Consider the following 14,355-nt stretch of genomic DNA (forward strand, 5'->3'; position numbering starts at 1 on the left):
TGATTTCCGTAAAGCCTTTTGTATTCTTTTTTATCATATCAAAGATTTTGCAAAAAGACATTCACGAAGAAGAGTAAAAAAACTGTTATAACAACGCTATTGAAATCGCATTCAAAATGATAACATGCCATTGGTAAATTATCTATTTATTTCTTAATATATCTTTTATTGCGGAGGATGAAATTTATACAAAAACAGTACTAATGAACAATACAGAGAAGTATCTCTGGTCTATGAAAGATGTTATTGCTACAGAAGCTAATGAAAGTGAGGAAAATGCCTGGTATACCGGCTTAGATGTGTCGGGCTTATTGCTGATTAAATACTTTACAAATACTTGTCTGCATGTACTTGCGTTTGTTCGAATAAGTTAGAAAGAAGGACAGGACAAACCATAGGTGGAGATGCGTATAAATGGGGATGCGTAAACAAAGTTTTATTCGTGGCACGTTCATATTAACCGTGTCGTCATTTTTCACAAAAGGGCTTGGTTTTTTGAACGGAGTCTTGCTGGCACGTTTTTTGGGAGCAGAGGGAGTAGGGCTGCTTATGATTGCTCATCCACTGCTTCCCTTATTTATTACGCTAACAGAGCTGGGGCTTCCTGTTGCGATTTCAAAGCTTGTATCGGAAGCTGAGGTTAAGCAGGATGAAGCGCGAGTAAAGCGGATTCTCACAGTATCCTTAAGCATTACGGGTACGTTGAGTATTATATTAACTTTAGTGGCTCTATTTGGCTCCAAATGGATCGCATCGATTTTTTTGGCCGATCAGCGGGCGTATTATGCTATGGTTGCTATTACGCCGATCATTCCAATTATTGCGATGTCTGCTGTACTGAAAGGTTATTTTCGTGGAAAACAGAACATGAACCCACTTGCCTTTTCCGATATTATTGAGAATCTGGCGCAAATCATTGTCATTATCGGTGTGGTCAACGTTTTGTTGCCCTACGGTATTGCCTATGCGGCTGCTGGTGCAATGGCTGCCTCCGTTGTTGGGGAAGGTTTTGGTTTGCTCTATTTATTCGCTGTTTTCAAATGGGCAAATCGAGGTAAGATCAAAACCTCTCCACCACCTACGTCAAGAATTTCAATTAAAGGAGACAGTACGTTGAGAGATTTGCTGCGCATCGGCTTACCGATGACAGGCAGCGGTTTTATTCATTCTCTCTATCATGCCTTTCTACCACTGCTGATTACGAAAAGTCTAGTACTGTTTGGTGTGGGTGTTGAGATGGCGACCAAGCAATTCGGACTTCTGGCGGGTTATGCTCTTCCCATGTTGTTTCTCCCCAGCTTCTTCACACAATCGTTGTCGACTGCATTAATTCCGGCGATCAGCGAAGCAAGTGTGAGCAACAATAGCAAGCTTATGCATAGTCGGATGGATATGGCTATGCGATCCGCGCTTATAGTAGGTTTCCCATGTACAATCATCCTGTACTTATGGGCTGTACCCTTAACAACCATGATCTATCATTCGCCAGAAGCGGGCGAGCTGTTAAAGTTAATTGCACCCTTATTTTTTCTTTATTATTTCGGAGCGCCACTGCAAGCAATTTTGCTTGGTTTGGGGAAAGCATCAACCGTTATGTGGAATCATATTCTTACGAATATTTTTGAAGTGATTGCGATCTTTGTTCTAGGTTCTAATATTGGAATCGAAGGGGTGGCCATGGGATTCGGACTGGGGCTCTTGCTGCTGACACTGTTGAATTTTTTATCTGTGGCAGGAACGATCGGATTTTATTTTGACTTTCGTATTGTATTCAAGGTGGGAGCAGGAGGAATTGTCATGGCGCTTAGCGGGTTGGCGGCTCACGGAATTCTGGAGCGATTGGACCTGGGGCAGATTATTCAACTGTTCGGAGCGTTGCTTGTTTCGTTAATCACCTATGCAGCAACATTGCAGGTAACCCATGCGTGGGAAAGGGCACCGAAACCACCAACGATTACACCTGTTTCTTGAAAGGAGATATTTCGGTAGCATGCTTCAAAAAGTAAATTGAGTAATGATGCAACCCTCTGTGTACCCGTATGGGGGCGGATGAAGGTAATGGATGGGGAGCAGCGAGATGTTTAACTGTATTTTGTGCAGCTATAATCGTTCAAAACAGTTACACATTGAAAATAGCTGTATTTCTTACATCTATTCTCACGAGTTTAAGCCTATTAGGTGATTTCTCTTGATTTTAATTGTATAGAATGCAGTTAAAGTCGGAGTTATTCCCTAGCAATATGGATTAAGTGTATAAAATACAGTTATCTCATTAGATTGCGTTAAAATCTTGCGCTACAAATATACGGAGTGGGGATATCAGAAGTTACAGTCATAATTTGCTCAGGCAAACCGCCAGTGATCCAAAATATCAGGCAGCGATCCTTGATTATCGGAGATTGCGCCTGATTGACTATGTGTGAACTACGCTCAATTGACTCCATGCAAAAATGGAGTCTATCTCATAAGTAATCTAAGTGATTTCTATAGGGCTGCTTCTAATAGCAAATTGGATTGATTAGGTAACATTTTGCGCACACGTATTTGCTATCGGACACAGCTGAGCTTAAGAGCAGATTTAGCTTACATTTGGAATTTTATCGGACCCCATCGCAGTTATTACCATGAAAAAAACCAAAAATGGCTCTCTTTTTGAGGAATAGTTGCACTGGAGTCCGTAACCTAACTAAAAATCCTAAAAACAAGCAAATAGCGTCTTCTGAGTCCGAAAAGCTCTAAACTTGATCAAGACTGGGTGATTTAGAGGTAGGTACAACGGACAAAAGCATTCAACCCCCGGTTCATAACACCAGAGCAATGATTCTTCAATAACGGATGGTCGCTGCTCTGGTGTTTTTAACTTATAGAAAAAGCAGACGGTCTTTATGGAAAGAAAACATGTAGTATAGTTTGAACAGATGAATACGTATTGGAGCAAGTTATTGTAGAGGGTAGGAGAGCTGATATAATGGAGATGTAGACTATTAAGTAAGAACTGATAAGGAGAGTTTGTCAAAAAGGACGGCATAGGGCGCGATTCAAGCTTTTACGAGACAGTTAAAAAGTGGAGCAGGACAACGCTAGTTATTACCGAGTATTACTGAGTATTACCGAGTATTACTGAGTATTACAGAGTATTACAGAGTATTACCGAGTATTATCCTTGACCGTATTTTTTTCTGTAATGAGTCAGTGTGAGTAGTGGCCAGATATACTGATAACTATGATAATTGGAATAAAAATTACCGGGGAGACCAGCGCCAGTGGGATAAGAAGTTTTCCAATCCTCTTCATGAATAGACGTGATTAGTCTTTGAATTCCTTTTTCCACCGCAGCTGTTGGCTCTGGCTGAACGGCGATAATCGCATCGAGTGCCCAGGCGGTTTGTGAAGGTGTGCTTTCTCCTAAAGGAACATATTGTAGTAGCCGGTCGCTGTGACAAGACTCCCCCCAACCGCCGTCCGAGTTCTGAATGCTTAGAAGCCACTTCACTCCTTTTTGCAATGTATCATGATTTATAGGGAGCCCAACAGCCTGCAGGCCTGTTAATGATGCCCAAGTGCCATAAATATAACAAACACCCCATCTTCCGTACCACGAACCATCCTTCTCCTGATGTTGAATCAGCCATTTTGTACCCCTTTTAATGAACTCGTGTTGTGTATTTAAACCAGCGAAGTTTCCGAGAAACTCCAAAGTTCGTCCGGTAAGATCTGCTTCCGAAGGATCAATGGCTGCAGATTTAGCACCATCGATAGCGAGCCATGTGAGCATTTCTTTATTGGTGTTTTTTTCGAATGCCGGCCAGCCGCCGTCGTTATTTTGCATCGATAGGACCCAATTCAGTCCGCGATTCCATGATTCCAGATATGAAGGGTGAATGGTTGATAAGCTTCGGATGGCTCGCAAGGCTGCCGTTGTATCATCTACGTCCGGATTGATTGTATTAGACTCAGAGAATCCCCATCCACCGGGAACTATATCCGGATTATGGATGCTCCAATCAGCAGTTTTATGATGCTGTTTTTCCAGAAGATAAGAAGCAGCGTGTTTTATTCCTTTGTGATCAACTGGAATTTGTGCCTCTTGTAAAGCATAGGAGATTAACGCTGTATCCCATATTGTAGATGGAGAGTTTTGAATTGTAGTATTATGATTTGATTGGCATTGCAGCGCGGTGAGACCTCGAATGGCCTGTGTAATTATCGGATGCTGCCGATCATAATCGAGAGCAAGCAGGGCAAAAACCATAAGAATTGTACTGCTGGCATAGCTGTAAAAGGTACCGTCGGATTCGATTCGCTGGAGCATATATTGCTCCGCTTTGTTTTTGGCAGCTTCATGTATGTAGTGTGGACTCCCGAGTAATCTGCTCAAACCCATTTGAATAACATCCTGCATCTCCTGATATCCACGGGTAGGCGATTCATCTCTATCCAATCGTGTCTCCATAAGATCTGACAGATCAGGAGCATGGGTTGTAGTGATCGAAAATCGCCGATCGGCCATAATGAGCATAGGAGTGAGGTGTACCCTAGAGTAGCCAGAGAATTCGAAATAGTTAATTGGGAAGTAAGACGGAAACAAAAGCACCTCCAGTGGAATCGAAGAAATTGCTAAAGGCCACTTGCTTTGACCCGTTGCGGCGAGAATGACTCTAGTTAAGATACTTGTGACCTTGCCTAAACCACCTTTAGACAGTATATAACGCTTAGCCCGAAGTATTGGCTCGTCTGTTATCTTACTGTATCCAGAATAGAGCAGGGCATAATAAGCTTCGACTGATGTGGATAAGTTCCCAGCTTCTTCGTCCTTATATAACTGCCAGCAACCCTCTCGCTGTTGTGCATCAAGAATGCGATCATGTAGCTGCCGAATGAGCGTTTCATTCTGTAGGTTCAACACCCTAAAGAGAATGATCATATAAGCATCGATCACAATCCCGTTCTCAAAACAAAAATGCCATGAGCCGTCATCCTTCTGCTGTTGTAGCAAGAACGTTGACAAACGTTCGATTTCTTCATCTACTTTACTTAGTATATCCGTCATGTTTTGGGTTCCTCCGAAGGGCATCATTTTTAACATTATATGAAGTCGGAGAACAGGACATGAAAAAGAGCTGCTTAGTCGCTTTTACGCAACTTTGCAGCCCTTTTTACATTCCCTCTTAGAATTATTAAACGGTTAATTTTCAATCACAATACGATTTAGCTTGAGATTAACCGGAGCTGCAATGGTGTCACCTACAGGGCATTTGCTCTCCAGAAATTGTACGAACTGTTCGACCTTCTCAGCAGGGGATGGAGTCTTTATGTAGAATGTATACCGAATATCGGAATAGCCAGGACGTACTTCAGAGCGGTTGAAGAATCCGTCGAGATCCAAGTCACCTTCCACATCTACTCTGAAATCTTCAAGCTCCACCTCAAATTTAGAGGCGTAGACCCGAGCTACAATGGATTGGCAGGCACCCAAAGAAGCGAGCAAAGCTTCAACAGGATTCATTCCTGTATCCGTGCCCCCTAGACTTGTCGGTTCATCGATGACCAGCTCGAATTGTCTTGCATTAGTAACGACCTTTACGCCGTCTTGCAAATGAGCAGTTGCTTTGAAAGTTTGAACATTTGGCATGTGTTTACACTCCTTCTTGTGGACAAACTAAGGATGATTTAATGTTTCTTATTTTTTTGTAATTCATAGTATGTTTCTAGGAATTGTATAGATTATAGTTCTATTCTGTATACCCGTCAATACATGATTAAAATTATAGTTAGGAGGCAGCTAGAGTGTCGACCGAAATTGAGGGCTATTTGGACTATCCTATGGTTGCAATTCCAGGGGGAGAAATAGAATTAAGAGACGATCGGATAAAGCGTAGTTGGAAAGCACAATTCAAACCGTTTCTTCTTGCACCCTATCCTGTAACTATGGATCTATCCAATGCTATAATTAATAACTCATCTCAGGGAGATCTAAAGCCGTTTGTGAATATAAAGGTGAAGATGGTATACACATTACTTGGATAAGGAGTCAGACGGCTTCCATCTTACCCGGTCTTATTAATGGGCTATGGTTTTGTAAGTGGAATTAGAGGAGGGAATAATTATGCGCGAAGGGCACATAGATAAGCACGGTTATAACGAGCATCGAGAATACGGAGAGCATGAAGAAATGAATATAAATGGAGTCAAGTAGGGTTCGGAGCATCCTCACAAAAGCGCTCAGACCTTTCGTCGTGCTAGGGCTATCGCATTTTTGGACAAGCTAATGATTAATCGTTCGGCGTTGCAGCAGCAGCTAAACGAGTCAGAGATTGAATCGGCAAAATAAGTCATTAGTGGTGAACTAAAAGCTACGGAAGCGATCATCGATGAGTTCATACATATGTTTCAGATTCATGAGATAACTTCTGATAATAGAGAAGAGAGAAGATAGAACCTAAGCCACTCAGCTATATAGAGGTGTTCATTCCCTAAGTTTTGATATGAATGAAAAAAAGACTTCTGAAGAAATCAGAGGTCTTCTTTATGTGTAGCTAATAAAGAAAAATGTCTAATGTAAAGAGAATACATCATTAAGTAAAACGCTTTCATGTTCACTCGATAAATTGATTTATATAATTAGTCCTGTAAGCAATATAAAAATGGGGGGCGAAAAAGAATGAAAAAAGTCAACAAAAAAAGGATTAGCCTAACTCTAACAGTGTTGATGGCTATGTCCATACTTATCACTGCTTGTGGTGGGAACAACGGGAATAACGTGAATTCTGAGGCTAATGCAAACGCAGGCAAAACGGGAAAAACCCCTGCGGCGGAAGAGAAGCTCAAGATTACTATGTGGTCCCAATTCGCGGATCCAAATTCTAAAGACGGCGGGTTTGTTGGTTTTTATAAAGCACTTGAAGCAACCCAGGCTAAATTTCCTAATGTTGAAATCGAGCATGTGGGTGTTGGGGGCGAGTCTTATAAAACAAAAGTGAAAGCGGCTTCAGCCGCCAATGAGCTGCCCGACATTTTTTACACCTGGGGTGGCGGATTCTCTGAGCCATTTATAGCGGGGAACCGGATTTTGTCCATTGATGATCTCGCAAAAGATGGAACGCTGGACCAAATTGTACCAGGTACGACAGACAATTTCATCTTCGACAGCAAGCTTTACGGTCTGCCGATCAATATAGCTACTGCTCAAATGTACGTCAATAAAGAACTATTTGAGCAAGCAGGAGCGAAAATTCCGGAAACATGGGATGAGCTTGTTGCTGCGATTGAAGCACTAAAAGCAAAAGGCATTCAGCCGATTGCACTTGGGGCTAAAGACAGATGGCCAGCAATGCAATGGAACGCGATTCTAGCCATCCGGATGGCAGGCGTGGATGCTGTAAATGCCGCTTTAACGAAAACAGGATCATTCGACACAGCTGAATTCACAGAAGCTGCTGCGAAATACAAACAATTGATTGATGCGGACTCCTTCGGAAAACATTTTGTTGGAACTTCTTATGATGACGCGACAAATATGTTCCTATCAGGCAAAGCAGCTATGATGTTCATGGGCGCTTGGGTCAACGGACAGATTGAAGATGATAACTCTCTGGTCAAAGGTAAAGTGGTACCGATTAAATTTCCAACCATTCCAGGGGGGAAAGGAAATGCTGACGAGTGGTTCGGAGGTTCGGGTGAAACATTCGTGCTCAATGCCGATCTGAAAAACAAGGAAAGAATATGGGAAGTATACAAGTTCTTTATTGAGACCATGTCTAAAGAAGTATTTCTGGCTGGTTCAGGCTCCTCAGCATGGAAAGTTGATGTAGGTGACACTTCTCAAATGAATCCACTGGCTCTGCAAATTGGTGAATTGTCCTCTTCAGCAACTGGTTTCTCCTACTGGTGGGATCAAATGCTGAATGGTAATGACACTGAATCTATGTTTGGTTCGCTGATGAAATTCGTCGCCGGAAAAACAACACCTGAAGACTACACGAAAGAACTACAGAGCAAGGTCAATCAAGGACAATAATCTGCGTCAGGCGGCGAGAATTGTTCGCCGCCTGATCGATTTAAGGTGGAGTGAAGCATGCATCAAGTATTCGGAAACAAAAAGGCTATCGCCGTATTTGTTGTTCCTGCTTTGATTTTATACATTCTTGTTGGTTTTTTCCCGATCCTTCAGTCTATGTATTACAGTCTGCTGGACTGGGATGGGATACAACCGGCTAAATTTATTGGTTTAGCTTCTTATAAGGATTTATTTTTTACAGATACGTACGGCATGGATTTTAATCATTCGATACTTAATACGTTGTATCTGGCAGTTCTTTCTGTTTTCATGCAACTTCCGATAGCTCTGGTGCTCGCTCTGGTTCTTGCCAGAGGGGTGTGGGGTGAAAAGCTGTATCGTACTTTGTATTTCATTCCAGTCTTGGTATCCTCCTCTGTCATCGGGGTTATGTTTCTGAAAATCTATCAGCCTGAATATGGCTTGCTGAATACGATACTCAATCAACTAGGCTTGTCCTCCTGGACACATGATTGGTTAACGGAAAGCGGAACTGCACTAATAAGTGTTATGATTCCAATCGTTTGGCAATATATCGGCTACCATATGCTTCTAATGTACGCTGCCATCAAAGGGATTCCTGAAGATTTGTACGAAGCTGCAAAAATTGACGGAGCATCAAGTATAAGAACCGCCTTCTCTATCACTATTCCACTTATTTCACCGATCCTGAAGGTATGTGTCATATTTGCTGTTTTGGGATCATTGAAGTTTTTCGATTTAGTCTTCATTATGACCAATGGCTACCCAACACCGGAAACTAGTGTTCCAAGTACATTGATGTATTCGTCGATTTTTAATCGCAATATGTATGGGTACGGCAGCGCGATGGCCGTGTTTATGGTTGTGGAATGTCTCTTTTTCTACTTAGTTCTACAAAAACTGATCAGAACCTACGATGATAAGGAGGAGAGCTAATGACAACAACACATAACCGCCGCTGGCCAAAGGTTGTTTTGCAGATTGCATTTCTAATCTTCGCAGTTATTCAACTGTATCCGCTCGTGTGGCTTGTATTTTCCTCCTTTAAAACAAACATAGAAATTACAGGCTCAAATGTGATGGGCTTGCCTAATGAGTGGCGGTGGGCGAACTACGACTACGCACTTTTTAAGGCGAATATCGCACGTAACTTTTTGAACAGCCTTATGTATACAACGGTAACTGTCATTATTTCTGCTCTGTTATCGGCAATGGTTTCTTTTGCTGTCGCAAGAATGAAGTGGAAGCTTAATAATGTGGTGCTTACTTTCTTCATGCTGGGATTGATGATCCCCGTTCATGCTACGCTGCTACCTGTCTTTCAGATGTTAAAAATGACAAGCTTGCTGAATACGCCTTGGGCCTTAATCATTCCTTATACCGTTAGTGCACTTCCTACTACAATCTTTATCATGATTGGTTTCTTTAGAGCGCTGCCAGGGGAGTTGGAAGAAGCCAGCGTTGTAGACGGCTGCAATATTTATCAGGTTTTTTTCCGTATTATGCTTCCGCTTGTAAAGCCGGCTATCGTAACCACTTCCATCTTTACTTTTTTATCCGCTTGGAACGAACTGATGTTTGCCAATACATTCATTAATGATCCTGACTTAGCAACAATTACCGTCGCCATCAATTCGTTTAAAAGTGCCTATGCCACAGAATTTGGACCTATGTTCGCAGGAATGGTTGTGGCTACACTACCCATGATCATTATCTACTTGTTCCTAAGTAATCAAGTCCAAAAAAGCATTATTGCCGGGGCAGTTAAGGGTTAAAGCAATGGGATAAGAATCTTTCGAAAAATGCTATACTAGTGTCGTATTGAAGAAGCTATAAATAAAAGTCCGTATTCGCTTAATGTCGGCCAGGAGGTTACCGATGAGGTTTGCACGTATCCGATCACAAATCGTTTTTTACTACTTGGCCTTATTAGTGGTTTCCATGATTGCAAGCGGTATTATGTACCAACGAATCAATGAGAAATTCACCGAGGAAAAGGTAGGTGAGGTATCGCTTCAAACCTTAAACGCCATGAATTCCGGAATCGAATCACTTCTTGACAGCACGAATAATTATTCCAAGATGATCGTGTCGAACAATACGGTTCAGGAAATTTTGGGCAGTGATCTGGCGGGTAACGACATCGGAATTTTAACTTACAAGCTAGAGGTGGCTCTGTCAGATTTTATGCTCGCAGAGCCCTCTATCTCTTCTGTCTATCTATTCGATAATGCAGGACGTAAGTTTGCGATTGATTTGCAGTCTGCAAAACCGATCAGAACAGATGGGATCGAGTCAGCGGAATGGTACTCCGAGGCGGTCGCCTTAGACGGAAAAGCAATTTGGAGGAAAAATGCCGGAGGTATCTTCAATTTTGAGACGAAGGAACCCCAGCAGGATCCACAATATATTTCTCTGATTCGCATCGTAAACGACATGAACACTTCTAAGAAAATAGGAGTATTAGTCGTGAACATTACAGTTCAGGAGCTAAAAAAAAGCTATGAACGTTCGATCAACGATAATAAACCTGATTTAATGATCGAAACTGGATATGAGACACTCCTTGATTTTACACGGCCTGAATTATCGACTTATACAAACTCTTCTATGCTTGATGTGCCGCTCGGCAGTAGCAAAATCGTAAAGATCAAAGATCATAATTATCTGATCTCTTCTCTGGTTTCAATGGATCGTGGTTGGAGGTTTACTAGCGCTCAGCCTTTGGGGGAATGGGAAAGCCCCTATCGTCAATTTAATCTGATGCTGTTAATGATTATGTTGTTTAATTTCATTTCTATATTTTTAGGTTCCGTCTGGATTTCTAGATTCATTACTACACCTATTTTACATATGCTGCGATCCATGAAAAAAGTGGAGATTGGAGAGTTCAGTTTGGTTCGGTACGAGGCGAGAACGGATGAGCTGAACCAGTTGAAAGATAGGTATAACAATATGATTATGACCATTGAGCAAGCGCTTAAGCGGGAGAAAGAAGAACAGAAATTGATTCGGAAACTCGAATTGGATATTTTGCAGCAGCAAATTAAACCACATTTTTTATATAACACGTTAGAATCAGCTGGCTATTTAACTTTGTCAGGAAATAATAATGAGGCGTACCAGATTATTTCTGAGCTTGCAGCCTTCTATCGTCAGAGTCTTAGTAAGGGCAGTGATGTAGTAACGTTAAGAGAAGAAGTAGAGATCACTAAAAGTTATCTGAGTATACAAAATATTCGCTATCCAGAAATTTTCATCAGTGAAATTGAGGTGCCGGAAGAAGCTGAGTATGTTCGGATACCCAAATTGACGCTTCAGCCGCTTGTAGAAAATGCGCTTTATCATGGTATTCGCCCTTTAGGGGAGTGTGGTAAGATTCGCATCCTTGCCCGTATTCAGGGGAATCGACTGAAGCTAGTCGTGGAAGATGATGGTGTGGGGATGAATGAAGACAAACGTCGGGAAATGCAAGCTGAGCCCTATGGGCAAAATGAGTCCAGTTTTGGGTTGCGCGGTACTTTGATGCGTTTGAAGCTGTACTATGGGGCGGACATGAATTGTAGTTTGGTCAGTGCACCGGGAGAAGGAACTCGGATTGAATTGGAACTACCGCTTGAGGAGGGGAACAGTCATGGAGCTTGAACTGCTCAGAGCCATTATTGTGGATGATGAAATTAATGCGAGAAAAATTGTTCCCATCATTATAGATTGGCAAGCAGTTGGTTACAGATTCGTAGGTGAGGCCTCGAATGGAAGCGAAGCGTTAGATCTGATCGAAACCATGAAACCGGATGTAGTATTTACAGATATCAGTATGCCTTTTATGGATGGACTGGAATTAAGCCGGTTGATAAAAGAAAGGTATCCGCTAGTCAAAATTGTGATCATCACTGCACATCCCGAATTCGAATATGCAAAAAGAAGCCTGGACATTGGAGTGCAAAATTTTATCTTGAAGCCGCTCCAAGCCGAGGAGGTACGAAGAGTTGCGGTAGATCTTCATGGAAAAATCCGGGAAGAGACAGAGCGGTGGAACGAATATCAGGAGCTGAACCGACAGTTAAATGAAAACGCCGTTCAACTAAAAGAAAAATTTCTAAATGATTTGCTATCAGGCCTCTGGGACCCCGATCAGTTGGATAGCCGATTCCATTACTTTTTTCCTGAATCAGCGAACAGCTTGTTTTCAATCATGCTTATTGAACTTCAAATTCCCTTAGAAGAAGGGGAGGAACAACGAATCCTACAGTCTTTGCGTTGTAAGAGGTTTATTGATTACGCGCTTGAAGAGTATGAGGGAATCGAAGTTTTTTTTGATAACAGTCAACGGATTGTCCTTCTTAATAGAAAAGATAATCAGAATCTTACGAAGATTGGAGAGTGGCTGGCCCAATCGCTCCATGAAAAGCTAGGATGTAAAGCTTACATTGGCGTAGGTAGTACCTGTACGGATTTCAATAGGATCAAAGAATCCTATAAAGAGGCGCTGGAGGCAGTTAGATATGGTAAGTTAAAGGGCAGTAACGCTATCTATTTTTTTAATGATGAAATTCATTTCGGGGGCCGATCCTGGGAAGTTAAGACGATTGAAATTGAGGAAATTTTGTTTTTTGTAAAAGCTGGTGTCTTAGACAAGGCTGTGCAATCCATTGAGAAAATGTTTCAGGATTTGGAGAAGTCCGAGGCTTTTTCTGTGGAACGAGCTAGGCTGGTTTCCGCCCAATTTGTCTCCACATTAATCAATTCACTCGCTGAAATGGGAGTTATACTAGATAATAATCTTTCTTTCGATATTTCGCCATATAAAAGGATTTTTGAGCTCGATAGCCTGCCAGACATGCAACAGACATTACTTGAACTCACAGAGAAGGTAACCTCTCAAGTAACCCGGGCACGAAGCAAAAAAACTAATAATATTATCCATGAAGTTAAAGATTTTATTCAACAGGAGATGCACATTCCGGAGATGTCTTTATCCTATGTATCGAATAAATTCCACATGAATTCCAGTTACTTTAGCCGGATCTTTAAGCAGGACACAGGGATTAGCTTTACGGATTATCTACTCAAGTGCAGAATGGAAAAAGCGGTGAAGCTTCTGAATGAAACGGATTGGAAAGCTTATCAAATTGCTGAAAAGGTCGGCATTAAAGATCCATTTTACTTCAGTAACTGTTTTAAAAAAGTAATGGGAGTATCCGTTCAGGAGTATAAGAAAAATAGCTTTTCCCTATAAATCACTCCGTTGAATTTGATAATTTTCCTCTTTAAGCCCGCACTTTATGCGGGTTTTTTATTGTTTTTTTAGATATAAAGTAAGCAATAATGATGTTACAAAATGGAAAAATGATCTTGACAGAAATGGTTTCTATCGTATACATTTGTATACATGAAGAGCGCGTATACAAATGTATACACCGCAAAAGGAGGAAATAAAATGCGTGAAGGACATGTCGGCAAACGTGGCGGTCATAGGGAGCATGGAGAGCACAGAGATCGTGAGGGACGTGGCGAACACAGAGATCGTGGCTTTATGAAACATGGGATGACGGAATCAATGGATCCACATCCTAAAAGTGCTCAAACTTTTCGCCGTGGCAGAGCCATCGCTTTTTTAGATAAGCTTATGGTTAACCGGGCTACATTACAGCGGCAGTTAAATCAGCCTGAGCTTGAATCGATTAAACAAGTGGTTAGCGGTGAATTAAAAGCAACGGAAGCGATCATTGAAGAGTTTAAACAAATCTTTCAGATTCATGAGATCGCTCCAGAAGATACAACGTCAAATGTTAATAAAGAGGAGAGTAAAGAAAAAGATGAAAATAACTGAGCTCATTAAAACCCGTAGAAGTACAAAACAATTCAAACAGACTCCAATTCGTGAAGAGGAGTTACATTCATGGCTGGAGGCTGCAAGTTACGCTCCTAATCATCGTATGACCGAACCTTGGGAGCTTCTTTTCATCGGACCCAATACTAGAGCGAAATTAAAGCATAAGACGGATTTTGGCAACGCACCTGTTGTTTTTGCAGTTCTGTCTAAGCCTGCCGCAACTGCGTTTGAACGCGATGAGAATGTTATGGCTGCTGCTTGTTTCGTACAAAATTTCTTATTAGCTGCACATGAAGCAGGTGTAGGTACGTATTGGGCTTCGCTGGGGGCTTTGCCCCATAATCGTGAGATTCTTAGTGTTCAAGAAAATTACGATGTTATTGGGATATTTGGAATGGGGTATCCGGAGGAAGTGCCGAATGCGAAACCCAGAACACCGATTAGTTCTAAAATCACGTATTTATCTTAAACAATTGAAGGT

10 protein-coding genes and 1 pseudogene are annotated in these 14,355 nt (G+C 41.7%); 9 read left to right on the forward strand and 2 right to left on the reverse strand.

Going from position 1 to position 14,355, the window contains the following annotated elements; genetic code table 11:
* Positions 1-414 precede the first annotated feature (414 nt).
* Positions 415-1,971 carry a stage V sporulation protein B gene (spoVB, locus tag MHH89_RS05950; RefSeq protein WP_341086568.1) on the forward strand — a complete coding sequence of 519 codons (1,557 nt, stop codon included), beginning with the start codon at positions 415-417 and terminating at the stop codon, positions 1,969-1,971.
* A gap of 1,186 nt (positions 1,972-3,157) precedes the next feature.
* On the opposite strand, the gene shc is transcribed toward spoVB, so the two are convergent.
* Both shc and MHH89_RS05960 read right to left on the reverse strand, forming a co-directional pair.
* Positions 3,158-5,050: a squalene--hopene cyclase gene (shc, locus tag MHH89_RS05955; RefSeq protein WP_341086570.1), complete on the reverse strand. Its 1,893-nt coding sequence runs from the start codon at positions 5,048-5,050 to the stop codon at positions 3,158-3,160.
* A 135-nt stretch (positions 5,051-5,185) separates the two neighbouring features.
* Positions 5,186-5,632 carry an OsmC family protein gene (locus tag MHH89_RS05960; RefSeq protein WP_076125698.1) on the reverse strand — a complete coding sequence of 149 codons (447 nt, stop codon included), beginning with the start codon at positions 5,630-5,632 and terminating at the stop codon, positions 5,186-5,188.
* 191 nt (positions 5,633-5,823) lie between these two features.
* On the opposite strand from MHH89_RS05960, the pseudogene MHH89_RS05965 reads away from it, so the two are divergent.
* The 8 genes and pseudogenes from MHH89_RS05965 to MHH89_RS06000 all read left to right on the forward strand — a co-directional run.
* Positions 5,824-5,991, forward strand: a pseudogene (locus MHH89_RS05965) (formylglycine-generating enzyme family protein); the annotation flags it as partial.
* A gap of 670 nt (positions 5,992-6,661) precedes the next feature.
* Positions 6,662-8,017, forward strand: a complete 1,356-nt coding sequence (locus MHH89_RS05970; RefSeq protein WP_076278447.1) for an ABC transporter substrate-binding protein — start codon at positions 6,662-6,664, stop codon at positions 8,015-8,017.
* A 57-nt stretch (positions 8,018-8,074) separates the two neighbouring features.
* Positions 8,075-8,974, forward strand: a complete 900-nt coding sequence (locus MHH89_RS05975) for a carbohydrate ABC transporter permease (protein WP_038570951.1) — start codon at positions 8,075-8,077, stop codon at positions 8,972-8,974.
* A complete protein-coding gene (locus MHH89_RS05980; RefSeq protein ID WP_076125690.1) occupies positions 8,974-9,813 on the forward strand; it encodes a carbohydrate ABC transporter permease in 840 nt (279 codons plus the stop codon). Before MHH89_RS05975 ends, MHH89_RS05980 begins: the two co-directional genes overlap by 1 nt.
* 103 nt (positions 9,814-9,916) lie before the next feature.
* Positions 9,917-11,683 carry a cache domain-containing sensor histidine kinase gene (locus MHH89_RS05985; protein WP_076125688.1) on the forward strand — a complete coding sequence of 589 codons (1,767 nt, stop codon included), beginning with the start codon at positions 9,917-9,919 and terminating at the stop codon, positions 11,681-11,683.
* Complete coding sequence (locus MHH89_RS05990) at positions 11,673-13,277, forward strand: response regulator (RefSeq protein ID WP_076280654.1); 1,605 nt, start codon at positions 11,673-11,675, stop codon at positions 13,275-13,277. The genes MHH89_RS05985 and MHH89_RS05990 overlap by 11 nt, the downstream gene beginning before the upstream one ends.
* A 201-nt stretch (positions 13,278-13,478) precedes the next feature.
* Positions 13,479-13,871, forward strand: coding sequence for a hypothetical protein (locus MHH89_RS05995; protein WP_076217567.1), 393 nt, complete (start codon positions 13,479-13,481; stop codon positions 13,869-13,871).
* A complete protein-coding gene (locus MHH89_RS06000; protein ID WP_076184571.1) occupies positions 13,858-14,343 on the forward strand; it encodes a nitroreductase family protein in 486 nt (161 codons plus the stop codon). The genes MHH89_RS05995 and MHH89_RS06000 overlap by 14 nt, the downstream gene beginning before the upstream one ends.
* The last annotated feature ends 12 nt before the right edge of the window (positions 14,344-14,355 follow it).

This window comes from Paenibacillus sp. FSL H7-0323, from assembly GCF_038002725.1.
GTDB lineage: Bacteria > Bacillota > Bacilli > Paenibacillales > Paenibacillaceae > Paenibacillus_AQ > Paenibacillus_AQ odorifer.